The sequence below is a fragment of the Marvinbryantia sp. genome, assembly GCF_047017445.1.
Taxonomy (GTDB): Bacteria; Bacillota; Clostridia; order Lachnospirales; family Lachnospiraceae; genus Marvinbryantia.
The window spans coordinates 101,338-124,602 of sequence record NZ_JBKXTT010000001.1; the positions used below are offsets into that span (position 1 = coordinate 101,338).

The following is a 23,265-nucleotide window of genomic DNA, read 5'->3' on the forward strand; positions in this document are numbered from 1 at the left end:
GGGCTGTTTTATGGCAGGGATTCTCTAACATGTCTTGTTTAACTAAATGACATTGGGAGTGAACAGTAACCGGGCTTCGCGACGCAGCAGGTGTTTGAGACCGGCGCAAACAGTACACAGCTTCCATCTTCTCCTTGCCGATTTCTCCGGGTGGGCGTATAATACCCTTAGCGTTTCCCGCTCGCGGGATCTGGCGCTGCAATAACACAGCGCAAAAACATAGCATTTACAGATAGAATTTTACAGACAGGAGACTTAAATCATATGATTACCGGACACACACGTCTGACCGGGCTTCTTGGAAGTCCGGTCGCGCACAGCATTTCCCCCCTGATGCACAATAAAGCCTTCCAGCTTCTGGGGCTTGACTATGCGTATCTTTGCTTTGAAGCGAAGGAAGCAGATATGGAAGAGGCGATAAAATCACTTAAATTTTTGAACGCACGCGGCTTCAACTGCACGATGCCGGTAAAAATCCGCATGTGCGAGCTTGCCGACAGGCTTTCCCCCGCCGCGGAAATCATCGGCGCTGTCAATACGGTCGTCATTGAGGACGGCGTTCTGACCGGGCACAATACCGACGGCATCGGCTATATGGCGGCACTCCGGGAGGCTTCGGTAGATGTTATTGGGAAAAAAATGGTGCTCCTGGGCGGCGGCGGCGCAGCCACGGCGATTGCCGTGCAGGCTGCTCTCGACGGAGTTTCACAGCTTTCGCTCTTTAACCGCAGGGGACGTTCCTGGCAGCGCGCGCAGAAGCTTGCGGATACCCTGAATGACCGCACCGGCTGCCGCGTTTCCCTGTTTGATATTGCCGACAGCAATACGTTAAAAAAAGAACTGGCTGACAGCTATCTTCTCACCAACGCGACGCCCGTTGGCATGGCGCCGGATACCGGTGTCAGCCCGGTTCCGGACGTCACAATGCTCCATGAGGAGCTGATTGTCTCCGATGTCATTTATAATCCGCGCCGGACAAAATTGATGGAAGACGCCCAGAGCCGCGGCTGCCGCACATGCAACGGATTGTATATGTTACTCTACCAGGGCGCGGAAGCATTTCGTCTCTGGACAGGATGTGACATGCCGGTGGAAGAAATCAAAGCAGAATTTTTCAAGTAAAAATCTATCAAAAACTTAAAAATAAGAGCGAGCAGCCAACTGGAAATAACCACGCTCCCAACAATCCAGAGCATAAGAAACAAGGATAGAAAATGAGAAAACATGAAAAGCATTCCTCTTGTGATAATATTCTGATAAAGTTAAGATATAATAAGCAATGCGAAAGGAGTGTATAAACATGATACAAATTAGACCTGTTTCTGACCTTAGAAATAAATTCCCAGAAATTGAAGCCATTGTAAACAGTGGAAAACCTGTATATCTCACCAAAAATGGATATGGAGCAATGGTCGTATTAAGTCTGGAAGAATATGCAAGCCTGACTGACAGTATCGAGATGAAACTAGATGAAGCTGACAGACAGGCGGCAATGACAGAAGAAAGGCTCTCCCACGAGACAGTTTTCAGTAATGCAAGGAGTTCGGTGCATGGAAAATAAATCCATCAGCTCAGGTATTTACCACTGTTTGAACAGGATTTGATCAGCACAGCGAATTACATTACCAATGTTTTAAAAAATGAGGACGCAGCATTACGATTGATTGATGATGTTGAAGCCGCTATTTTAGAAAGACTGAACAATCCTGTTGCTTTTGAGCCGTACCATTCTGCAAAAAACGTGACTATCTATCCTATCGAATCTATGTAAGAAACTATGTCGTCTATTATGTGGTGATTGATGATGTAATGGAAGTACGCCGCTTAATGTATGGTGCAAGAGATACGGACAGACATTTATAACAGAATAAAGATTCACATGAGCAGTAAATCTATAGAGTTTGCTGCTTTTTTCATGGAAAAGAGAATTCTATATGCCACAATTCAAGTCAGCAACCACCAGTTCAACTGGTGGTTTGACATTGTTACTTGTCTGCTCAGTGCGCCGCCATCAGCTCCCGCACAATGTTGGCGTCGGTGGGATAGGCATAGAGCCGCCGTCCGATTCTCTGGAATTTTTCGCTGCCTCTTCCCAGAACGAGAACCAGCGTTTTTTCCGTTCCGGAACCGGCTTTCTCCAGCGCGCTGCGGATGGCGATTCTGCGGTCCGCTATGCAGTCGCAGGCTCCCCCTGCCATTTCCACATAGCTGCCCACCTCGTCGGCGATCCTGCTCTCATCCTCCATGCCGGGGTCGTCCGATGTCACATAAACATAATCCGAGAACATCCCAGCCAGCACACCGAGCTCCCTGCGGCGGTTGAGCGCCTTGCCGCCCGGACAGCCAAACACCGTGATAATCCGGTGAAAGCTCCGGTATTCCTGGAACACCGTCTGGAACAGCTTCTGGAAGCTGAGCTGATTGTGCGCATAATCCACAATCGCACAGACCTTCTTATCCCCGCTTTCAAAGACCTCCATCCTTCCCGGAACAGTCGTTTCCGCCAGCGCTTTTTGCATACAGTGTACCGGTACACCATACACCTGTGCGGCGGCAATCGCAGCCACAGCGTTTTCTATATTAAAGCTCCCCCTCATTTTCAGCGAAAACTGCTCCGTAAACTGCGGACAGGTGACTTCAAAGGTCTGCTTTCCATCCTTTTCAGGCAGAATCCGGTAGCGGAGCTGCGCCTCATGATGCTGCCCGAACGTCACCACGCGCTGCGCCTTCTGCGCTTCTTTCAGAATCTGCTGCGCATAATCGCTGTCCAGGTTCACGCACGCCGTGCCGCACTGTCTGAGCAGAGACAGCTTCGACTGGAAATAATCTTCAAAATCCCGGTGCTCGCCCGGACTGATATGATCCTCCGATATATTCAGAAAAATCCCCACCTGGAAATGAAGCCCGTCCACCCGGTGATACTTCAGCGCCTGGCTGGAGGTCTCAATCGTCATGTATTCGCTTCCTGCCGCCCTCACCCGCGCGATCAGCTCATAAAGCACCGGCGCCTCCGGCGTCGTCATCACCGCGTCTGACCGGCTGCTGCCGTCAAAGTTTTCCACACTGGAAATAAGCCCGGTTTTCTTTTTTCCCTTTTCCTGCTGCCATTCATCCAGCATTGCCCGCAGATACCACGCCGTCGTCGTCTTTCCCTTGGTTCCGGTGATTCCTGTGAGCTTCAGCGCCTCCGGCTCATATTCAAAAAATGCCGCCGACACCACCGCCATCGCGCGCCGGATATCTTTTACCACAAAGCCTCTGACTGTTTTCGGCGTTCCCCAGCGTTCCTCGCTCATATAGGCAATGCAGCCATACGCCACAGCCTCCAGCAGGTATTCCGGCAGAAACTCCGCCCCCTTGCAGATAAAGAGCGTGCCGGGAATTACTTCTCTGGAATCACACGTAACCCACGTAACCGGCGCCGCCTCTTCATTTTTATCCGCACGGCAGAGAAGCCCCTGCTCCCTCAAAATCCGCTCCACATCATGCGTTGTAATCATGCCCGCCACTCCTTTTCTGTTTCATTTCTGCAGAAAGGATAACTCCGGCATGCATCAGAATTTCTTCAAAACTGTATCAGAGTTGTATCTTTTTTTATTTTTCTACCAGTTTTCACTTCCGTTATAATATCCGTCTGTATACAGTACATCGCAGAACAGCTCTGTATCAATCAATCCATCGATACTCTGCCAGTAGCTCCCGTCTGTATCCTCCTTGTACAGACATTCCATAAATACGCCGGGACTCTCTGTCGGTCCGAACATCACGGCAAGTCCGTAGCCTGCGACCGAATCCGGATATTCTTTGAAGGACTGGTAATTCTCCCCTTCAATCAGGCGGCGCTGTGCTACTGTCCGGAAGGAATCGTATACAATATCCGCCTCCAGCTCCAGATACCCCGGAGAAGAGGTCACTACCGCACGGTCCGCGCCGCAGACAGCGGCAAAATCCATTCCGGAGATATCCGGGCTTACCTCAAATTCCCGCGAGCCATTCTTCACCAGATTTCTCTGCAGATCATCCAGGGAGGAATAGCCAAGCTGCTTTGCCATATACTCCCGCACCCCGTTCCCGACCGCCGACATGTAGTACGCTTTTTTCGTTTCGGCATCCAGAACCATCGTGACGCATCCGTTTTCACTATTACCCACAAATAAATCATCATCCAGCGAGAAGGAGAAGATTGCCACCGGAATCTCGTTTTCTCCCGCAATGAGCGTCCTGCATTCTATCAGATATACTACCCTTTTTGCTAAGTCAAGCTGTTCCTCCTCCAGTGGAAGCAGTCCGTTTGCACACCAGATTTTTGCTTCTTCCTCACATGCCTGAATATACTCATCCCATTCCGACGTGACGGTATAGTACCATCCCTCGCCGTTTTCCCAGAAAAAGTCGGTGCATGCCTCCAGCTCCTGCCATCTGGAAATCTGGTCCAGCTCAGCCCCGTCCAGGAAATCAATCTCCGCGCGGTCTGAGAGCTGCACCTGCCCGATCAGCCGGCTATCCTGCCAGTTACCATAGGCTTCCGGCAGAAACCAGCCCGCCGCTATGCACAGAGCCAGAACAAGAACTCCCGCCGCATACAGCAGAATCGTTTTTATTTTCTTTTTATCCGACATCTTTCCTCCTGCGCCTTCTCTGCTCCTGCCATTTCATCTGCGTGTTTCTCAGGCAGACCGTGATTTTGGTTCCCCTGCCCTGCTCGCTCTCTATTTTCCAGAGCGCCCTGTGAACCTCCAGGATTTTCCGGCAGAGCGCCAGCCCCAGACCGGCTCCGCCTTCCTTGCGCGCACGCGATTTATCCGCCATATAAAACGCTTCCGTGATACGGCTCAGCGATTCCTGCGGTATTCCGCGTCCTTCATCCTCCACTGTGATGATATAGCCGGCACCGTTTACAAAGCCCTTCACCCAGATATGCTGTCCGCTCTCAGACGCCTTGCGGGCATTATCGATAAAATTGATAAATACCGTGGAGAGCAAATCCCGGTCGCCGTAAATAACGCCCTTCTGCGCCTGGATTTCCAGTAAAATCCCCTTTTCCTCCAGCGCCGGAGCCACCGCCGCGCCTACCTCCTGCAGGAATTCCTGCACCGGGATTTCCTTCTGCTGAAAATCCTGCCTGCCCGCCATCATCAGCTCCAGCAGCTTGTAGGAAAGCGACTGCAGACGCTTTCCCTGATGGTAAATATAATTGGCGCACATATCCGTCTCTTCCCTGGAGAGCTCCATCTGCCGCAGCGTGTCCGCATAGCCGATGATGGAAGTGAGCGGCGTTTTCAGCTCATGCGCAAACGCGGAGGTAAACTCCTCCTGTCTCTCCACCTCGCTCTGCAGCTTCTCCATCTGGACGCTCATGGCATCCGCCATCCAGTTGAAATCCGCCGCCAGCGCACCGATTTCATCATGGCTCTTCACCTGCGCGCGCACGCCGTACTGTCCCCCGGCAAAGCTGCGCACCGCCGTGGAAAGCTTTTTCACATTCTTCATAACGGCGAAAATGACAAGCAGAATCAGCCCGCCCGCCGCCAGGCAGACGAACAGCATCGCCGTCTGGTATCTTGCATACATCTCCGACCGGCTGGTAAACAGCTCGGAAATGTCCGCCGTCGTCTCTATATACTGCGAAAAGCTGGTGGCGCTCATGACGACCAGATACATTTTGTCGTGCCACTTTACCAGCTCATAGCCGGTATTGTTTTCCGGCGTCAGGCTCTCCCGGATATTGTGCTCCACCTGCATACCGGTATCCTGATACAGAACGCTGCCGCTTTCGTCGTAAATCCGCGTATTCGTACCCTTTTTTCCGTCATGCTGGTAGAAGCTCTCCACCAGCCAGTCCACCGACACCTTGGCAAGCTGCTTCTTGGAAAGATTGTGCCGGGTAAGCTCATAGGAATTCTGAAAAAGCTGGTTTTCCGCCAGGCAGCGCCCGATTTCCTGCTGCAGGCTCCTCTGAAAGCTGTCCTGGATTACCCAGGAGCCTGTCAGAGTGAGAAACAGGATAAAAATCGGTGTTGTCAAAAAAAATAGTTTCCAGGATAATTTCATTGGTCCTCCTGTTATCTTCCGCCCGGAATTACACCTCCAGCCGGTAGCCTACCTTATAAATAGCGGTGATGTGTTCCTCCAGACCGAGTTTTTTCTTTAAGCGCTGCACATGCAGGTCGACGGTTCTGCCCGCCCCGCTGTATTCGCCGCCCCATACGCTCTCATAAATGGTTTCCCGGTACAGCGCACGGTTTTTGTTGCGCAGAAATAAAAGCAGCAGCTCGTATTCCTTGATGGTAAGATCCACTTCCCTGCCGCCGCGCTCCACCCTGCGCGACTGCGTATCAATTTCAATGTCAAACAGCTTTATCCGCTGCTCCGTTTTCTTATAGCGGCGCAGTACCGTCTCCACGCGCGCCAGCAGCTCCGCAATCTCAAAGGGCTTTGCGATATAATCCTCCGCGCCCAGCCGCAGACCCTTTACCTTCTGCTGCGTCTCGCCCATCGCCGTCAGAAAAATCACCGGAATATCCACCGATTTTGCATACTCCAGCACCTCATAACCGTTTAGCTTCGGCAGCATGATATCCAGCAGAATCAGGTCATAGCTCTTCTGGGCAATCTTATCCGCCGCCTCCTCCCCGTCAAAAGCCAGCTCACACTGGTAGCCCGCTTTTACCAGATTCATCCGTATGAGGTTCGCAATGGCTTCCTCATCCTCCACAATCAGTATTTTAATCACTTTCTCTTCCCCTTTTGCGTCTTTGAAATCGCACCCTCGTATAAAACTACTTTCATCATACCGTAGCAGGAATAAAAAAACAACCCCGATTTGCCAAACGCAAAGAGACGGCAGAAACCTCTGCCGCCTGAAATTTAAACCGTTGTAATGATTGCTTTTTTACTGCCTTCCTGCATAAAAGTTATGTTGGATAAGTATAACTCTTTGTCTTTTTCAATATATTCTGCCAGTTGCGTTCCTCCCGCAATACCCTTAGAATATGAACTTCCTTTTTTTCTTCCATGAGAATGTAAAAAATAATTGATGGCGGGAATGGCTTTTTATGAATAGTATAATTCCGATACAGGATTCTCGTTTTAGGAAATCCGCCGCCTATGTAACCAAGCTTTTTCATTTCCTTTTTTATATCCTCCTGGAAACGGTCAGCCCGGTTCTGTCCAAACTCAGCCTCGATATAGTCTGCAATATCAGTCACATCATAAATTGCTTCCCAGGTCAGGATCACTTCACATTCTTGCATTTCTTCTGGCGTCTCTCAATTCTGTAATTTTTTTGAAAGCATCCTCCAAAGGTAATTCTCTGCCAGCTTCCATATCGTCAATTCCTCTGTCCAGCATACGCAAGAAAGATTCGTTTTCATGCAGTCTCTCTGTCTGTCTGCTCTTTGTCAATTCCATGCCATCACTCCATCCGTTCTGTTCCATAATAGTCTATGCAGATCAAAGTTTCTTAGTCAGAGTATACCATAGAACCAACATTTCTACAATGAAATTTTTGAGATCAGACAGGGGTAAAAGCGCAAAATCTTTTTCCCTTTAGCTCACCTCTCGTTTTCTCCATATGCTCCCCGCCAGAAGGCTTCCGCCCACCGCCGCTGCTGCCGCCGCGGGAACGCCAAGGGCCGCGTAGAAAAGGTCTCCCATCTGCCCGATCCCCATGAGCAAAGCGAACTGGAGCTGATATGCCGGAAGCAGACCGAGGATTTTAAAGAGCGGAGCGCTTTCCGGCATAGTCATAAACAGCGGAAACGCAAAGAGGAACGCTGCGGCGATCAGCGAGGTGGTCTGATTTTTTGCCGCGGCGGAGACGGCAAGTGTGATGCCCGTGAGCATAAGAATGCCGCTGACAGCAAGGATCGTCTGCCAGATAAGCATTTCCTGGCAGCTTATCGGAAACGGCATCCATTCCTGGTAATAAACTCCGCAGAACCGGGTGCTTGCCTGCAGACCCTCCGTTCCCATCGCCAGAAAGGCGCCGGTAAAATTTCCGGTAAGCACCGCGAGGACTACTGCCAGGGACGCAAGGAATGCGGCCGTTATTTTCGCCATCACACATTTTGTTTTTCCAAACCGCGCCGCCAGCAGAAGCTGCTCCATCCCGGCGTATTCCCCGGCAAATACCGGACTTACCATCAATACGCAGAAGATTGCTGCTCCCAGCATCATTTTCGCAAGCAGTCTGGAAAAATCCAGCCAGCCGCTGTTGTAGCCCACCCGGATTTCCTGGTCACCAAAAACATCACGTACTGTTTTTCCGTTCCAGGTTCCGTCCTCCTTTGCGAAGTATGCATGAACCGCTGTCTGGATGGAATTTTGCCCGATATACATCACATGTACACCCTTCCACATATTGATCTGCTCCTGTGAGGGCAGAAAATCCCTAAGCATCTGCTGCACCTTTTCATCGTCCAGCACCCCCTCATATTTCCTGGCGATTTCCTGTTCGTATGCCGTTTCCTCTGCCGGAAATTCCCCCACAAAGCTGATGATATTTAAGCCCGCCAGCACAACCAGCGCCGCCAGAATAATCTTCCTCGAAAAAATTTTTTTCAGCTCAAACCAGATTAATTGTCTCATGACTCTTCCTCCTCCCCAAAATAATATAAATACAATTTTTCCAGGTCGTCCGTCATCATTTCCGTCCGCCCGGTATAAACGATTTTCCCGTTCTTCATTATCAAAATGGTGTCCGCCGTACTCTCCACATCAGATACAATATGTGTGGACAGCAGCACGATCTTGTTTTCTGCAAAAGAATGCAGCAGATTTCGGAAGCGTATGCGCTCCTTCGGATCAAGCCCCGCCGTCGGCTCATCAAAAATCAGGATTTTGGGATCGTTCAGCAAGGCCTGCGCAATTCCGAGCCGCTGCTTCATGCCGCCGGAAAACCGCCGGATCTTTTCTTTTCCTCTTTTTTCAAGCCCCACTGCCGTCAGAAGCTCCCGGCTTTTTTTCCGCGCCTCGTTTTGATTCAGCCCCTTTACCGCCGCCATATAAAGCAGAAAATCCTCCGCTGTAAAGTCCGGATAATAGGGAAACTGCTGCGGCAAATAGCCAAGCAGCCCTGTATAAGCGGCTCCCATTTGCGAAACCGGCTTTCCATCTAACCGGATCTCTCCCTCTGTCGGTTTCTGCAATCCGCACAGCAGCCTCATAAACGTGGTCTTTCCGGCGCCATTTGCGCCCAGTAAACCATAAATTCCGTTAGTCAGGATCAGATTTAAGTGATTCACCGCCGTCTTATCGCCGTATTGCTTTGTGAGATTCCTTGTCTGTAACTGCATATTTCTCCTCCTACAATGTCTGAAAATCACGGGGAACTGTCCTTCAAATTTGAAGCACTGCTTTTTCACGCTCTGTTTTCCGCAAAAAAACTCTCCCCGTGTCATGGAGAGAGTTTAAATCATAAATTTCTACTTTTTATCAACTTTCCGTTTTTTTCTGAAAAAATGCCGTTACCTTCGCGCCGGGATTTCTGTTTGTGATTTCCAGCCAGCCGCCATGCTGCCGGCAAAGCACTCTGCAAATATAAAGTCCAAGCCCGAAATGATCTGCACCGTCGCTTTCTGCCGCGGTCCTGTTTTTCTGTTCACGGTAATAAGGCTCCGCGGCGTTTTTCAGTCCCTTTTCCGAAAAACCACCGCCGTCGTCCGCGACCGTGAGCAGTAATCCGTCCTCCCTTTCCTGTACCTGTACCGCAACATAAGTCTGCGCATAGCGCACCGCGTTCGAGAGCAGATTTTCAAATACCTGCTGCAGAATATCCTCATCCATACAAAGCTCCGCGGACACTGTCTGATCATCAAAATGCAGCTCCCTGTCATACTGCGCACAGAGCACCCCGGCGCTTTGTTCCATCGTTTCCAGAAATTTCTTCAGCCGCAATATGCGATAATCCGGCGCGCGGTCCTCCAGCCGCTGGACGCTGCTCATGCTTCCGGCATAATTCTCAAGTCTCCTTATATGCTTCTGCATCATGTCCGCCGTGTGCCGTTCCTGCTCATTTCCCGTGAGCTGAAGCATCTCATTGCAGCCGCGCAGAACAGTCAGCGGCGTGCGCAGATCATGTGCAAATGCCGCATTCAACCGTTTGCGCTCCTCCATCGCCCGCCACATTTCCTTTTGATTTTTCTCCAGCGCAGCACGCATCAGCTCGAAGGAACCGCAAAGCCTGCCCATCTCATCCGCGCTGTCATATTTCACAGAAAAATCCAGATCATTTTGTGATATTTTCTCCGACGCCTCCGTGAGCAGCGCCAGCGGACGCTTTAATTTTCTGCGGTAAAAGAGCATTGCCGCCGCCAGCACGCATATCGCTGAGTACACCGGCGTTAGCAGCATCGGAAGGTTCTCCAGAATATCCAGCATCCGGTCTGCCTCCTGCGGAAGCGCCCGGGGCGTTTTATAAACATATGTGCTCCCGTCTCCAAGCCGCTGTCCATCCTCATTAACCAGATAATAACGCTCCCGCTCATCCGGGTATTTCGCATAAATCGCGTCAATCCCGCTCTGACAGACAGATTCGGTAATTCCGACAAGGAAAACCGCAAGCAGCGCAAACACGGCTATGTAGCAGGCAAGGCTTTTTCGCAGAGACATGTTCTGAAAAACTGACTTTAGCTTACCCATTTGTAACCGCACCCCCAGACCGTTTCGATGTAGGTTTTTTCCGAAACTGCAGACAGCCGCGCACGGATACGGCGGATGTGCTCGGCAACCACGCCGCTGTCGCCCTCCCCGTCATATCCCCATACCTTCTCATAAATCCGCTCTTTGTCGAACACCTGTCCCGCATTTACAGAAAGAAGCTCGATGATCGCAAATTCTTTTTTCGGAAAGGAGAGCGCTTTCCCATTTACAAAAACCTGCCGCTGTGAATAATCAATCGACAGCTCCCTGCCAAACCGGACACTCGCGCCGCTTATCCGGCGCATCTCCCGCCGCAGATGCGCAGCAACCCGCGCCTCCAGCTCCGCCAGGGAAAACGGCTTGATAATATAGTCGTCGCCGCCCACTGCAAAGCCCTGCACCTTGTCACTATCCTCAATGCGCGCTGTCAGAAACAGGATCGGACAGGACACAAAGCCCCGGATGCGCCTGCATACCTCCATGCCGTCCAGCTCAGGCATATTGATATCCAGCAGGATAATGTCCGGCTGCTGCTCTGCCTTCCTCAGCGCCTGCGCACCGTCCGTCGCCGTCAGCACAAAATAGCCGCGGCGCTCAAAAAAGCACCGCAGCATCTCCACAATATCCGGTTCGTCATCTGCAATTAAAATACGGTTCATGGGTGTCTCCTTATGATTCTTTCTCTGTTACTCATCCGACAAAGTCAATTTCTTCATGACAGATCAATTTAATTTTATTCTCTTTCTTGCGTAGCTTCAATATAAAAAATTTTAAAAATTCATTACCTGCAGGATCTGCCATCGGTAGCTTCCTTCGGAGGCACGGCAACACAAAAGCCGCCCGTGCAAGAACAGAAATATTCCTGTGCGGGCAGCCATTTTTATAACCGCCATTTCTCATGCCAGCGGATCACCGGCTTCTCCCCCTGCCATTCTACCGGCAGCCATACATACCTTGATTTCCAGGTGTTATCCTTATGCCGTGTTTCCACTTCCGGCAGCGGCTGCGCCGCCCTTGGGCTTCCATCCGGCCTGTAGTCCTTAAAATGACGCTCCATGCCGGATATGATCTGCTTTGACATTTTCGGAACCAGCCATCCCGGTTTCCACCTGTCCGCGCACGCCACATACAGCTCTTTTCCCGGTATCTTCAGCACACTGGTAATCTGGCTGTTAAAGGTGGCGTGGCTCTTATCGCCGATGCATGGATCGCCCAGGTCTTTATATTCCCCGTGATAATCGTCAAATACACACACCCTGCTCGCATTGGGGAAATAGCCGCTGGTACCGGAGGTAAATAAATACTTTTTCCCATTCCGCTCAAAAAATACCGGAGCCTCCCGCGTATAAGGCGGGAGCAGGCCGTCATAGTGTACAGAATATTCGCCGGTCACACCGGTAAAATCCTCCGTCAGACTGGCGCAGATCAGCTGGAAATGCGGGCGCTCAAAGAAAATATATCCCCGCCCGGTTTCCTTATCCACATGGAGAGCAAAATCACCGGTGTCCATCTGCAGCGGTTTATAAATTTTATGCACGAACGTATAGGGTCCCTCAAATTCATCCGCCTGCAATACAGACATAAACTGACAATCCGCATGTTCTCCGCCTGCCATGATCTTCAGCCATGCCACGTACTTCCCCGTGCTTTTACAGTAAAGGATATGCGGACGGTCCATACAGTAAGTGGGATGCAGAGGACTGCTCAGATCCTCCGGTTCCGGCGGAATAATCAGGCCCCTGTCCGTCCAGTTATACAAATCCAAAGAAGTATACAGCCGCACGCCCCAGTGCCAGATCGTTCCGCCCTTTTTCGTCCGTTCCTTATTTTCTCCATACCAATAATACAGCTTTTTTTCTTCGTTATAAAACACAGAAAAGCCATGCGCCTGAATCGGTTTTCCAGCAGTATCCAGCCATACTCTGCCCGGACGAATACAGTCATAAGTTTTCATCGTTTCCACCTCCTGTAAAATATGGACATTTTCCTCTCTGCTGCATGCTCATGAACGCAGGTTGCTGCGCGGCTTACAGGAAAGAGGACATTCGCATTCCGCCTGGCTGCTTACGTTCGAACTCATGGCAGCCTGCCGCTATCACGCAGCGATCCCCGTCCGGAAATATCACTTCGGCAGTGGTATTTGCCGGTACTATTATGGTATAGCGCACGCCATCCTCTGTCCTTGTCCATCTGCTTTCTATCTTTCCATAGATGCTCTGATAGCCTGCCTCCGCGTAAGTCAGCGTGCCTCCCGGCACAGGCGCTATTTTAAAATGGTTCTCACCATCCGGCCGGATGCCTGCCACCGTTTCAAAGAGCCACTGACACACTGCGCCGGGTGAATAATGATTCCGGCTGACCCTGCCTTCCCAGTCCTCCCAGATCGTCGTAGCCCCCGCATTAATTTCCGCCAGCCAGCCGGGCGCCCGTTCGTTTTCCAGCATTTTATATGCCGTTTCCGTATAGCCTGCCTCTGTTAAAACAGGAAGGATGAAGGGCGTGGAGAGAAATCCCGTTCCGACGCAATACGCCCCCTTCTCCACCGCCTGCTTCAGGCGCTTTTCCACATTGGATTTTTTCGCACCGGACAGCAGGCCCAGCGCCAGCGGCCGCACCAGCTTTGCCTGACGGTCCGTATCGATCGTGCCGCTTTTCAGGAACAGATAATCATACGCTTTTACTGCCCCATCCGCATATTCCGCAAACAGCTTTTCATCCTCCTGCTGCTGCAGCTCTCCGGCAATTTCCGCCATACATGACATCGTATAGTGCAGATATGCGGTAGCTTCCTCGGTATGCAGCGCACGGTGCCCGGCGGTAATTTTCTCCTGAAACTCCTCCGGCTCCAGCCACTCCCCCAGATGGAATCCCTTTTCATAAACATACTTGTTGTAGGGATTCGTTCTGGCTGCTTTTTTATTTTTGTGGCCGGTATTTTGTATCATAAACATGGCAAGCTTACGCATCGTCTGATAATTCTCACGCAGGATTCTCCGGTCGCCATACCGTTTCCAGTAGCGGTACGGCACCAGTACGACCGCATCGGCCCAGCCCACACTGGCGCCGGTATTATCATACATGAGAGAAAGTCCGTTATAAGGAACGACCGCACTTAAGCTTCCGTCCTTTTTCTGTCCATCCTTCATATCGCGCAGCCATTTGCGGAAAAACGGCGCTGTATTCATCAGATAAGCGCCTGTTTCAAAGAAAATCTGGGCGTCCCCTGTCCATCCAAGCCGCTCTCTTGTCGGACAGTCGGTAGGAACATCCAGAAAGTTTCCCTTCATGCTCCAGAGCGTATTGTGAAATAATTGATTTACCTTCCCGTTGGAGCACCGGAAGCTGCCTGTCTGCTCCATGTCTGAATAAACGGCGATTGCTTCAAACGCTTGCGGGTCAACCTCTATTTCTGTCTCAATCAGCGCATACCGGAAGCCAGACACGGCAAAGGCTGTCTTATAATGGTCGATGCCGCCGGAACAGGTGAACAGGATCTCCTGCTTTGGTGTCATCTGTTTTTCCCCTGGAAGCTTTCCGCCCATGCCGACAGCGAGGAATACCTCTCCCAGCTTTCCCACTTCCCGGACCGGTTTTACAGACTGTATATTTTTCTGCGTAAATTCTCCCTTTTCATCAAGCATTTCTCCCAGACGCAATTTTATCTGCTGCCCTTTTTCTCCATGCACGGTAAAAGATAAAAAGCCCGCAAGATTCTGCCCAAAGTCCAGAACCTTTTTCCCCGCCGGCGTTATAATAAGTTTCGCCGGAAAATGCTCCTGTTCCGTCGGGCAGACATTATCCGCCGCAGCCAGAATCATGTCCTCCGGCGCTTTGGTCAGTCTCGCTCTCCCGCGGTAAGAAGGTTTCCGCCTGGCATCATAGATTTCCCCATCCTTCAGGTCCGCAAAACGGTATGGTCCGTCGTTGCTCCAGCTCCAGCCATCGTCGCTGATGATGGTATTGCGGCTGCCGTCCGCATAAGTAATCTCCATCTGACAGAAAATTCTGCTTTCCCTTCCGAAAACATTCGTCATACCGTAGCAGCCGACGCTTCCCCGGTACCAGCCGTCTGCCAGCTGTATCTCCAATGTGTTATAAGCCGCGAGGAAATCCGCCACATCATACGTCTGGTACTGCAGGCGTTTGCGGTAATCCGTGCATCCGGGAGCCAGACAGTATCTCCCCACACGCCTGCCGTTCAGCCTTGCCTCATAAAGGCCGCAGGCTGTGATATACAGTCGCGCACGGGCAACCGTCCCCTTCACCGGAAACGTTTTCTGAAAACAATCCACCGGATAACGGACATTTTTTCCCGGACGGTAATCGCCGGTCATCCATTTCGCCGACCAGTCTGCCTTCTTTAGAAGCCCAATTTCAAACCAGCTTCCCGACCATTCGCCGGGATGATCGTTTTCATCCCAGAGGCGCACCTGCCAGTCGATGCGATCCCGGCTCTGCAGTGGTTTTCCCCCATAACAGATATGCGTCATGGAAGCCGATGCCACCTTCCCGCTGTCCCACACCTTCTCACCGTTTCTCCTGGCAATGATCTGATAGGCAGTCTGTACTGCGCCGCCCTCACAATTCCAGTAAAACCGCGGTTTCGTAATGCCAAGCCCCAGGGGCCTTGTCAGATATTCTGTCTGCAGACGGATTGCTCTCATAGCCTCTCTCTTCCTTCCTGTAATTATTTGAGAACAAGTGCTTCGTCACACCGCTGTGACGGCAACGCTTTCTGTGCCCAGCTTCTCCCCCGATACGGATATCTTTATCTTCCCCGGCTGCGGTGCATAGACCACTGCCAGCGCTCTGCCCTGATAGGCAGTAAAGCTGCCGGCATCATACCGCTCCTGTGTGCAGGGATCGGCGCTTCCGAAGGCAAGCAGCGTGCCGCCTTCCACACTGACCGAGAGCTTTTCATCCGCATTCGATTCTACGATGCCGTTTTCTCCGGTAATCTCCACCGGAACATATACAATGTCTCCTGCCTGTATGACCGCCTCCTCCGGCTTCAGAGTGATACGGAATTTCCCCTTTGCCGAAGACAGCGTGCTCTCCCCAAGGACCGCCCCGTCTGCATCATAAGCGACCGCCCGCAGGGTGCCCTCTGCGTATCTTGTCTTATACACGGCTTTGCATTCCTTCAGCCGCTTCTTTCCCAGTGATTTCCCATTCAAAAACAGTTCCACACCGGCTGCCCCGGCATAGATCTCCACCTGCGCCTTATTTCCGTCGCAGCCTCTCCATGACCAGCTTTCAATCGCATTGGTGCCGCGCCATACGGATTTTGAAACGCGCACACCCGGATGGTTCACCGGCCGGACCGCGATGACCGGCTTATCCGCGCGCTCCCAGACCGTTTCCGCATACCTGCAGGAGGCGTCCGGATTTCCCAGAATATCGATCACGCCCGTGCCGCCCAGAAGCCACGGATACGGACGGTTAAAAGGCATTCCCCCCGTATAGCTCCACGCTCCCAGCCCGGCCTCTCCCAGATAATCCCAGGCTGTCCACATAAAATCTCCCACCAGATAGGGATATTTTTTTACCTGCTCCCAGTTTTTATAGATTTCATACGGGAAGGTCTCGCTGCCAACGATCACCCGCCCAGGATGCAGCTTTCCCTCCAGCGGATAGCGGCCGGAAGCGTAATTATATCCGGCAATATCCAGCGCATCCAGTATCGGTGTGGTGACCATATCCACCTTTTTCGAATTTCCCGCTTTATTCATCCCCGGTCCTACCACGGTCGCCATCATGTTAAAAATCAGGCTGGCGTTTTTCGGCTCTTTGCTGTCATTTGCAGCTTTTTTCTTCTCTTCCTTATCCACGTTATCATACTGGCCTTTTCCTTTGGCATAATTCCCCATAATCATCAGATTCATGCCGCCGGTGACTGCACGGGAAGCATCCAGGCTTTTCACGAAAGAAATCATTTCTTTTCCCAGCTTTACTCCCTCCGGCTTTCCCGGTTCGGAGACTTCGTTTCCAATGGAATACATGATAACGGAAGGGTGGTTATAATCCCGATCGATCATGGCTTTCGTATCCGCCTGCCACCATTCTTTAAAGTCCCTGCCGTAATCGTATTTGCTCTTTCTCACGTACCACATGTCAAAGGTCTCATCCATCAGATACATCCCGTACCGGTCACATGCCTCCAGCATGGCTTTCGAAGCAGGATTGTGGGCAGAGCGGAGCGCATTAAATCCGTGTTCCTTCATGATCCGGACTCTGCGCTCCTCACTTTTCGTCCAGCATGCCGCTCCGAGGATACCGTTATCGTGATGGATGCACCCTCCCCGAAGCAGCGTCTGCTTCCCGTTTACCAGCAGTCCCCCGCTGCTCCACGTTATCAGACGGATGCCGAATTTTTCCGTTACCGTATCGCATACTTTGTCCTGTTTTTTCAGGGACACCCTGCACTCATAGAGGTAAGGCGTCTCATCCGACCAGAGCTTTGCATCCGGTATAGCAAGCTCTGCATTCCGGCCGCTTCCGGATGCAATCACCCGCCCCTGCTCCAGAATCTCCACCAGGATTTTTACTTCATCGGAAGCACTGGCGTCCGTCTCCACCCGGATACGGGCAGGCGCAAAGGACAGCGTCGTGATGCGCACGCCCTGATACGCAATATGCTCTTTGGGCGAAATCAGCAGCGAAACCGGGCGGTAGATACCGCTTCCGGTGTACCAGCGGCTGTTGGGAAGCTCTGAATTATCCACCGTTACCGTAATGACGTTTTCCCCGCCGTATACGAGAAATGCATCCATGCAGATGACAAAGGGCACATATCCATACGGTCTGCCGCCAGCTTCTCTTCCATTAATGAATACCTTGCTGTTACGGTATACCCCTTCAAATTCAATGGAAACTGTCTTCTCCCGCCACTCGTCCGGAGCTGTGAAACGCTTCTCATACACATATTTTCCTCCCGGAAAGTATCCGTGAGCGCCGCCTCCCGGCACATCCGGCCGCCTCTCCTCATGAATCATGGCGTCATGGGGCAGCGTAACGGTCTGCTTCTTCGTGCTTCCTTCTTTCCAGAATATCCAGTTATCATTAAACGTTTGTCGTTTCATAATTATTACAGACTCCTTTTTCAGCGATATATTTTGATCAGATGTACATCATTGACTCCCAGTACAGCCGCCATATGCAGTCTGCCGTCTTTATAAGTATAGGGCTGCTCCTCCTCCGCCAGAGAGGCGGCTTCATCGATTCTGGCGGCATCCGCCGGTTTCATGTCCATCGGACTTCCCATTTCCTGCCAAAGCTTCAGGGGATTTCCGTGGTCTTCATCAATTTTCTGTACCGTCACCCGCTTCGGCGCATCGCACAGAATTTCTATTTCCGCAGTTTTGACCGGCAGCCTGCGGCACTTCAGGTCGAGACGGTACAGCAAAAGCTGCAGCCCTTCCTCATTTTCAAAAGCGCCCAGCTCAATCTCATTTTTTTCCGCCTGTACTTCAATGCGTGTATCTCCCACCTGGCGCAGAAGCGCAAAGGCATGATACACCGGCTTCCGGATGCCGTGAATGGTCAGCAATCCGAAATTCCCCGAAAATTCCTGCGGAAACAGAAAGGATTCCTCAAAAATATCAGAAAAGCACCAGATCGAGCTTCCCTGCAGATGTCCCTCCACATCCAGAATATTTTTCACCGCATTGGCCGCCAGCTTCCTCGTATCATTATGGGGCGCCCCGCAGCAGGAGGCGGCATTCCATTCCGTATAAAACAGCGGCAGCCCTCCCGCCTGCTCTTTGACCGCTTTCACATTATCGGAAAATAAGGTTTCCGGAAAATCTCTCGTTTCAGAGGAATCCTCAAACATCAGCCGGATTCCCTCGTTGATGCTCCCGCCGGGATGCTTTCTTATCTTCTTCATGCCGCCGCATACCGCTTTCACCAGCCCCTTCATCATGCCGGCGTCATGTCCCAGCGGCTCGCCCATATACTGATGCGTGGAACAAAAATCTATAGGAACCCTGTGCGTCCGGCAGTAATCCACCAGTTCCTTTACCCAGGAATTAGTCGCCGTGGCAGGTCCTCCCACACGAAGCGTCCGGTCCACTGATTTGATCGCTCTGGCAGTGTGTGCGTAAAGCTTAAAATAATCCTCCTGGGTGCCGCTGAAAAATGTTCCGATATTTGGCTCATTCCATACCTCAAAGTACCACTGTTCTACCTCTTCTTTTCCGTAACGGTCAAGGAGAAAACGGATAAATTTTTTGACAAAGCCCTCCCACTCCCCATAATCCTTCGGCGGCGAAATACTGGCTTTATAGCTGAAGCCAAGCTGCTTTTAGTACCATAAAAGTGTAGTAGTTAGAGAGTAATTAACTCTGACATCTGCACTTATTTTATTATAATAGGGGAAGCAGTTGGTATGGCATGGGCTTTTTTGGATTTTTAACATCCGTCAATAAAACCGTCAACCAACCCCTTATTATAAATATTCGCTTAGGCAGGTTGATACTCTATGAGAGCTTTCGTGTAACGAACTAAACTGAATCGTAATAAGTGTGGATGGTTTTACTGATTGCTAATAAAAATTTACCAAGGTTGTAGGAGGTTATTATGATCAGTGTAGGAATTGATGTGGCAAAAGGGAAAAGTACGGTATGCATACTGAAACCTTGTGGGGAAATTGTCAGCAGGCCGTTCGACATCTCCCATGTAGAAAAGGATTTGGGGGAACTCGCGGCTATGCTTCTAAGGTTTGACGATGAAGTAAAAGTTGTTATGGAGGCAACTGGCATCTATCATCTTCCAGTCCTTACCTATTTACAGGAAAAAGGACTGTTTGTAGCTGTTATTAATCCATACTTGATGAAAGTATACCGCAGCGGGGATCTTAGAAAGGCAAAGACAGATAAGATAGATTCCAGGATTATTGCTAATTACGGCATTGAGCACTGGTTTACGATGGCAGAGTTCAAAGCATCAGGTGATGTGTATGGAGAACTTAAGATGCTGGGACAGCAATATAGGCACTATATGAAACTGCATATCATGTCCCTGCATGAATTGACGCATTTGCTGGATTATACAATGCCTGGAATCAAGGGGATGCTTGCAAGTTGGAATGAAGGAAACCGAAAGGATAAATTGAGTGATTTTGTTGAACGGTTTTGGCACTATGATACTATCACATGTCTTAGTGAAACAGAATTTATAAAGCAGTACACGTTCTGGGCAAAAGAAAAGAAATACCATCAGAGCCAGGACAAGGCGAAAGCCATATATGCCCTGGCCCGTGAAGGCATTCCTACCTTATCTTCAGAAACCCCATCCGTCAAAATGCTGGTAACTGAAGCGGTCCGAGTGCTCAAAGAAGTTGATGCAACTCTAAGCATAATCTTATCACGAATGCAGGAATTAGCAAAGAGCCTGCCGGAATATTCCGTTGTGAGGGGAATGGGAGGCGTGGGAGAAGTTCTGGCGCCAAAGCTAATTGCTGAAATTGGTGATGTCAGGAGGTTCCATAGCGGAAAGGCTTTAATAGCATATGCGGGAATAGATACTCCGCCTTATGAATCGGGGCAATTTGTTGGTTCTAATCGAAAGATAACTAAACGTGGGTCGGCGGCTCTGCGTAAAGTCGGCTATGAAACCATGAGATGCATAAAAACGCACCCAAGGCCAGATGATCCAGTTTACCAGTATATAGTCAAAAAAGAATCTGAAGGCAAGTCAAAAAAAGCTGCTAAAATAGCAGGGCTGAATAAGTTTCTCAGAATATATTACGCACGAGTTAAAGAAGTCTATACGGATATAAAATAAATATCAAAATGAAAGACTGCAAAAAGGCTGCCTAAATGACAGTCTACTTGTTGTACCTAATTTTATAAAAGAAAAATATTCTAAAAATCTGCAAAAAACTATTGACTTTTCTTAGCAGGTTTTATTGCGGGCAAAAAGCGCCGGCATAAAAGACAGCTCCACCAGAGGCCGCATCCCGGCGGACAGGACATTATCATAAGCCAGACCAATCTGATTAAACGAGACGTCTCTGAATTTTTCCATCCCCGGCATCGGAAGATAACTCTTCAGGTGGAGAACCACCTTCATATCCTCATCGAAAATGCCATGAAAACGCACCCGCTCTATCCCCAGCTCCTCATGCACCCGTTTTAACTGCGCCACATAATCTGTGCGCAGCGCCAGCGGTGCATGGCCGCTGCCAACACAAAACTGATAATGCCGGTCAAAAATATGGCGTTTTTCTTTTCCTGTGATTACATATGTCATAGGGATCCCCCTCTCTCCTGCTATTGATTCAGTTCCGCCAGCAGCTTGCGCAGCTCCTCCTGCTTCTCCTTCGGAAGAAAGCCATCCAGCATACCAAGCGGCTGCCCCAGCAGCACCTGCACGCCGCCGGTTCCTCCGGCAGCATTTCCCGCACGCTGCGCAAGCATATCGATCGCAGCCAGATTGACGCCGCCGGGAAGCTGCTCCAACATCGCCGCCATTTCTTTTGGAATGAAGCCTGCCGCCGCCATGCCCTTTATCATATAAATGATATTCTCATCCAGAAACCGGCGTCCCTTCGGACTCTTCGCAAACTCTCCCATCGGGATACCAATGTGATAGCCGCCTGCCGGCGGAACCGGCTCCGCCTCCATCTGCACCTCTGCTTCCAGACAAATATCATGCGCGTTTTCTCCAATTTGAATGGTATATTTCCCGCTTTCTGTGCGCCACTGATGAACCGTCGGATTCCAGTGGGCAAAGGCACGTTTCTGCAGAGTAAAGGTAACCGTTTTGCTCTCCCCCGGAGCCAGCTCTACCTTGACAAAATCCTTCAGCTCCCGCACCGGTCGGATCATCTCCACCTTTTCCGGAGCGACATACACTTGAACGACCGCTTTTCCCGCTCTTTTTCCTATGTTGGTTACCGTTACCGCTGCTGTTAAGTCTTCCCCTTCCGTCAGTTTCTTTTTATTTAACTGCAGATCGCTGCAGCGGAAAGTCGTATAGCTTAACCCGTGTCCGAACGGAAACAGCACCTCCTGTTTTTTACTTTCATAATAACGATAGCCGACAAACAGCCCTTCATTATAATTCACCACACCGCCCTCGCCAAAGTAATACAGATAAGATGGATTGTCCTCCAGGCGCTTCGGAAATGTCTCCGGCAAATGCCCCGAAGGGTTCACGTCTCCATAAAGCACATCTGTCACAGCCTCCCCGACGGCCTGCCCTGCCAGATAGCATTCCAGAATCGCCTTCGGTCTGTCCACCCACGGCATCTCCACCGGAGAACCATTGTGCAGCACCACTACGGTATTCGGATTCGCCGCGCATACAGCTTCAATCAGCATATTATGCCCCTCCGGAAGGCGCATATGGCGGCGGTCCACTCCTTCCGATTCCATCCCATCCGTGAGACCGGCAAACACCACCGCTATTTTTGCCTGCTTTGCTTTTTCGATTGCCTGTGCAAGCAAAAGCTCGTCTGTCCCTCCGTCGTGACGGCATCCCGCGGCATATTGTGCCCGGACGCCGCGATGCTCTGCCGCTTCCAGGGCGCCGACTACCTTAAAGCTGTTGATATGACTGGAGCCTCCGCCCTGATAACGCGGCTCCTTTGCAAAGGGACCGATAAACGCCACGTCCGCTTCCTCTGCCAGCGGCAAGATATTGTCTTCGTTTTTCAGCAGCACCACAGACTGCCCGGCGATCTCCCTGGCAAGGGCATGGTCCCCTTCGTAATCAAATGCAATATTCTCTCTGTGCTGCTCTGCCGCCCGGAACGCCAGCTTCAGCAGACGGATGCAGCACGCATCCAAAGCTTCCTCACTCAGTGTTCCATTTCTGACAGCCTCCACAATCAGATGATCCGTATCCTCCGCCGGCATCGTCAGATCACAGCCCGCCGCCACCACCGCCGGACGGTCATGCGTCGCACCCCAGTCACTTGTCACCACTCCTTCAAAGCCCCATTCCTTCCGCAGAAGGTCTGTGAGATATTTCCGGTTAGCGGTAGAATACACGCCGCCGATTTTGTTGTAAGATGCCATAACCGTCCACGGCTGTGCCTGCTTTACCACCGTCTCAAAAGCCGGCAGATAAATCTCGCGCATGGTCCTCTCGTCCATTTCCGAGCTGGCATCCATGCGGCGGTGCTCCTGACTGTTGGCGAAAAAGTGTTTCAGGCTCGTTCCCACGCCCTGGCTCTGCACACCTTTCACAAAAGCTGCCCCCAGCTCGCCCGCAAGATACGGATCTTCCGAAAAATATTCAAAATTCCGCCCGCACAAAGGGCTCCGTTTGATGTTTACTCCAGGTCCAAGAAGTACATGAACGCCGGTGCTCTGACACTCCCTTCCGAGCGCTTCCCCCATACGGTAAAGCAGATCCCGGTCAAAGCTCGCTGCTGTAGCGCAGGCCGCCGGAAAGCATACCGCAGGAATACTTGCATTTTCTTCCAGAGAATTTACCTCTCCCGCCTGGGTCCGCAGCCCGTGAGGTCCATCGCTGGTGTGCACCTGCGGTACCCCCAGACGTTCTACTGCCTTTGTAAACCAGTTATCTTTTCCCGAAGTAAGACCTGCCTTCTCCTCCAGCGTCAGCATAGAGACCAGTTCCCCGATTTTCTTTTCTGTCATAACCATCTGC

Annotated in this window: 19 protein-coding genes and 1 pseudogene; 3 read left to right on the forward strand and 17 right to left on the reverse strand. The window is 51.0% G+C overall.

The features are described from left to right. The first annotated feature begins 264 nt into the window (after positions 1 to 264). Together ACLU9Q_RS00465 and ACLU9Q_RS00470 are read left to right on the forward strand one after the other, a co-directional pair. Positions 265 to 1,122 (forward strand): shikimate dehydrogenase, encoded by an 858-nt coding sequence (locus tag ACLU9Q_RS00465; protein WP_302592930.1) that lies wholly within the window; start codon positions 265 to 267, stop codon positions 1,120 to 1,122. 178 nt (positions 1,123 to 1,300) lie between these two features. Next, positions 1,301 to 1,561 carry a type II toxin-antitoxin system Phd/YefM family antitoxin gene (locus tag ACLU9Q_RS00470; protein ID WP_302592931.1) on the forward strand — a complete coding sequence of 87 codons (261 nt, stop codon included), beginning with the start codon at positions 1,301 to 1,303 and terminating at the stop codon, positions 1,559 to 1,561. Between the two features lie 436 nt (positions 1,562 to 1,997). Here ACLU9Q_RS00470 and ACLU9Q_RS00475 read toward each other — a convergent pair whose 3' ends face one another. The 15 genes and pseudogenes from ACLU9Q_RS00475 to ACLU9Q_RS00545 form a co-directional block, all read right to left on the reverse strand. After that, positions 1,998 to 3,500 carry a Mur ligase family protein gene (locus ACLU9Q_RS00475; protein ID WP_302592932.1) on the reverse strand — a complete coding sequence of 501 codons (1,503 nt, stop codon included), beginning with the start codon at positions 3,498 to 3,500 and terminating at the stop codon, positions 1,998 to 2,000. A gap of 102 nt (positions 3,501 to 3,602) precedes the next feature. Beyond that, a complete protein-coding gene (locus ACLU9Q_RS00480) occupies positions 3,603 to 4,619 on the reverse strand; it encodes a hypothetical protein (protein WP_302592933.1) in 1,017 nt (338 codons plus the stop codon). Then, on the reverse strand, positions 4,609 to 6,051 hold the full coding sequence (locus ACLU9Q_RS00485) for a sensor histidine kinase (RefSeq protein ID WP_006862918.1): 1,443 nt from the start codon (positions 6,049 to 6,051) through the stop codon (positions 4,609 to 4,611). Before ACLU9Q_RS00485 ends, ACLU9Q_RS00480 begins: the two co-directional genes overlap by 11 nt. 28 nt (positions 6,052 to 6,079) lie before the next feature. Then, positions 6,080 to 6,733: a response regulator transcription factor gene (locus ACLU9Q_RS00490; RefSeq protein WP_296837399.1), complete on the reverse strand. Its 654-nt coding sequence runs from the start codon at positions 6,731 to 6,733 to the stop codon at positions 6,080 to 6,082. Positions 6,734 to 6,914: 181 nt separating this feature from the next. After that, on the reverse strand, positions 6,915 to 7,253 hold the full coding sequence (locus ACLU9Q_RS00495; protein WP_302592935.1) for a type II toxin-antitoxin system RelE/ParE family toxin: 339 nt from the start codon (positions 7,251 to 7,253) through the stop codon (positions 6,915 to 6,917). Then, entirely contained in the window at positions 7,240 to 7,410 is a 171-nt protein-coding gene (locus tag ACLU9Q_RS00500; RefSeq protein WP_296837405.1) for a hypothetical protein, read from the reverse strand. The genes ACLU9Q_RS00495 and ACLU9Q_RS00500 overlap by 14 nt, the downstream gene beginning before the upstream one ends. Positions 7,411 to 7,548: 138 nt before the next feature. Next, positions 7,549 to 8,589, reverse strand: coding sequence for a hypothetical protein (locus ACLU9Q_RS00505; protein ID WP_302592936.1), 1,041 nt, complete (start codon positions 8,587 to 8,589; stop codon positions 7,549 to 7,551). Beyond that, positions 8,586 to 9,296 carry an ABC transporter ATP-binding protein gene (locus tag ACLU9Q_RS00510; RefSeq protein ID WP_296837411.1) on the reverse strand — a complete coding sequence of 237 codons (711 nt, stop codon included), beginning with the start codon at positions 9,294 to 9,296 and terminating at the stop codon, positions 8,586 to 8,588. The genes ACLU9Q_RS00505 and ACLU9Q_RS00510 overlap by 4 nt, the downstream gene beginning before the upstream one ends. 139 nt (positions 9,297 to 9,435) lie before the next feature. Next, positions 9,436 to 10,641 (reverse strand): sensor histidine kinase, encoded by a 1,206-nt coding sequence (locus ACLU9Q_RS00515; protein ID WP_296837414.1) that lies wholly within the window; start codon positions 10,639 to 10,641, stop codon positions 9,436 to 9,438. Next, a complete protein-coding gene (locus ACLU9Q_RS00520; RefSeq protein WP_296905866.1) occupies positions 10,629 to 11,300 on the reverse strand; it encodes a response regulator transcription factor in 672 nt (223 codons plus the stop codon). Before ACLU9Q_RS00520 ends, ACLU9Q_RS00515 begins: the two co-directional genes overlap by 13 nt. A gap of 221 nt (positions 11,301 to 11,521) precedes the next feature. Continuing rightward, positions 11,522 to 12,595: a family 43 glycosylhydrolase gene (locus ACLU9Q_RS00525; RefSeq protein WP_296837417.1), complete on the reverse strand. Its 1,074-nt coding sequence runs from the start codon at positions 12,593 to 12,595 to the stop codon at positions 11,522 to 11,524. 73 nt (positions 12,596 to 12,668) lie between these two features. Further along, positions 12,669 to 15,305, reverse strand: a complete 2,637-nt coding sequence (locus ACLU9Q_RS00530) for a family 78 glycoside hydrolase catalytic domain (RefSeq protein WP_296837420.1) — start codon at positions 15,303 to 15,305, stop codon at positions 12,669 to 12,671. Between the two features lie 45 nt (positions 15,306 to 15,350). After that, complete coding sequence (locus ACLU9Q_RS00535) at positions 15,351 to 17,723, reverse strand: glycoside hydrolase family 2 TIM barrel-domain containing protein (protein WP_296837424.1); 2,373 nt, start codon at positions 17,721 to 17,723, stop codon at positions 15,351 to 15,353. 20 nt (positions 17,724 to 17,743) lie between these two features. Then, positions 17,744 to 18,595, reverse strand: a complete 852-nt coding sequence (locus ACLU9Q_RS00540) for a GH39 family glycosyl hydrolase (protein ID WP_412624590.1) — start codon at positions 18,593 to 18,595, stop codon at positions 17,744 to 17,746. 9 nt (positions 18,596 to 18,604) lie between these two features. Continuing rightward, positions 18,605 to 18,925: pseudogene (locus ACLU9Q_RS00545) on the reverse strand (GH39 family glycosyl hydrolase); the annotation flags it as partial. 296 nt (positions 18,926 to 19,221) lie between these two features. Here ACLU9Q_RS00545 and ACLU9Q_RS00550 point away from each other — a divergent pair. Further along, positions 19,222 to 20,427: an IS110 family transposase gene (locus ACLU9Q_RS00550; protein WP_296832919.1), complete on the forward strand. Its 1,206-nt coding sequence runs from the start codon at positions 19,222 to 19,224 to the stop codon at positions 20,425 to 20,427. A 111-nt stretch (positions 20,428 to 20,538) separates the two neighbouring features. On the opposite strand, the gene ACLU9Q_RS00555 is transcribed toward ACLU9Q_RS00550, so the two are convergent. Then, a complete protein-coding gene (locus tag ACLU9Q_RS00555; protein ID WP_412624526.1) occupies positions 20,539 to 20,895 on the reverse strand; it encodes a GH39 family glycosyl hydrolase in 357 nt (118 codons plus the stop codon). Positions 20,896 to 20,915: 20 nt separating this feature from the next. Then, on the reverse strand, positions 20,916 to 23,261 hold the full coding sequence (locus tag ACLU9Q_RS00560; protein WP_412624528.1) for a glycoside hydrolase family 3 C-terminal domain-containing protein: 2,346 nt from the start codon (positions 23,259 to 23,261) through the stop codon (positions 20,916 to 20,918). Positions 23,262 to 23,265 lie beyond the last annotated feature (4 nt).

What these genes read in the sequence shown, in the direction of transcription:
- ACLU9Q_RS00465 (WP_302592930.1), top strand. Translation starts at nt 265, where the DNA reads ATGATTACCGGACACACACGTCTGACCGGGCTTCTTGGAAGTCCGGTC.
- ACLU9Q_RS00470 (WP_302592931.1), top strand. Translation starts at nt 1,301, where the DNA reads ATGATACAAATTAGACCTGTTTCTGACCTTAGAAATAAATTCCCAGAA.
- ACLU9Q_RS00475 (WP_302592932.1), bottom strand. Translation starts at nt 3,500, where the DNA reads ATGATTACAACGCATGATGTGGAGCGGATTTTGAGGGAGCAGGGGCTT.
- ACLU9Q_RS00480 (WP_302592933.1), bottom strand. Translation starts at nt 4,619, where the DNA reads ATGTCGGATAAAAAGAAAATAAAAACGATTCTGCTGTATGCGGCGGGA.
- ACLU9Q_RS00485 (WP_006862918.1), bottom strand. Translation starts at nt 6,051, where the DNA reads ATGAAATTATCCTGGAAACTATTTTTTTTGACAACACCGATTTTTATC.
- ACLU9Q_RS00495 (WP_302592935.1), bottom strand. Translation starts at nt 7,253, where the DNA reads ATGCAAGAATGTGAAGTGATCCTGACCTGGGAAGCAATTTATGATGTG.
- ACLU9Q_RS00500 (WP_296837405.1), bottom strand. Translation starts at nt 7,410, where the DNA reads ATGGAATTGACAAAGAGCAGACAGACAGAGAGACTGCATGAAAACGAA.
- ACLU9Q_RS00505 (WP_302592936.1), bottom strand. Translation starts at nt 8,589, where the DNA reads ATGAGACAATTAATCTGGTTTGAGCTGAAAAAAATTTTTTCGAGGAAG.
- ACLU9Q_RS00510 (WP_296837411.1), bottom strand. Translation starts at nt 9,296, where the DNA reads ATGCAGTTACAGACAAGGAATCTCACAAAGCAATACGGCGATAAGACG.
- ACLU9Q_RS00515 (WP_296837414.1), bottom strand. Translation starts at nt 10,641, where the DNA reads ATGGGTAAGCTAAAGTCAGTTTTTCAGAACATGTCTCTGCGAAAAAGC.
- ACLU9Q_RS00520 (WP_296905866.1), bottom strand. Translation starts at nt 11,300, where the DNA reads ATGAACCGTATTTTAATTGCAGATGACGAACCGGATATTGTGGAGATG.
- ACLU9Q_RS00525 (WP_296837417.1), bottom strand. Translation starts at nt 12,595, where the DNA reads ATGAAAACTTATGACTGTATTCGTCCGGGCAGAGTATGGCTGGATACT.
- ACLU9Q_RS00530 (WP_296837420.1), bottom strand. Translation starts at nt 15,305, where the DNA reads ATGAGAGCAATCCGTCTGCAGACAGAATATCTGACAAGGCCCCTGGGG.
- ACLU9Q_RS00535 (WP_296837424.1), bottom strand. Translation starts at nt 17,723, where the DNA reads ATGAAACGACAAACGTTTAATGATAACTGGATATTCTGGAAAGAAGGA.
- ACLU9Q_RS00540 (WP_412624590.1), bottom strand. Translation starts at nt 18,595, where the DNA reads ATGGGCGAGCCGCTGGGACATGACGCCGGCATGATGAAGGGGCTGGTG.
- ACLU9Q_RS00550 (WP_296832919.1), top strand. Translation starts at nt 19,222, where the DNA reads ATGATCAGTGTAGGAATTGATGTGGCAAAAGGGAAAAGTACGGTATGC.
- ACLU9Q_RS00555 (WP_412624526.1), bottom strand. Translation starts at nt 20,895, where the DNA reads ATGACATATGTAATCACAGGAAAAGAAAAACGCCATATTTTTGACCGG.
- ACLU9Q_RS00560 (WP_412624528.1), bottom strand. Translation starts at nt 23,261, where the DNA reads ATGGTTATGACAGAAAAGAAAATCGGGGAACTGGTCTCTATGCTGACG.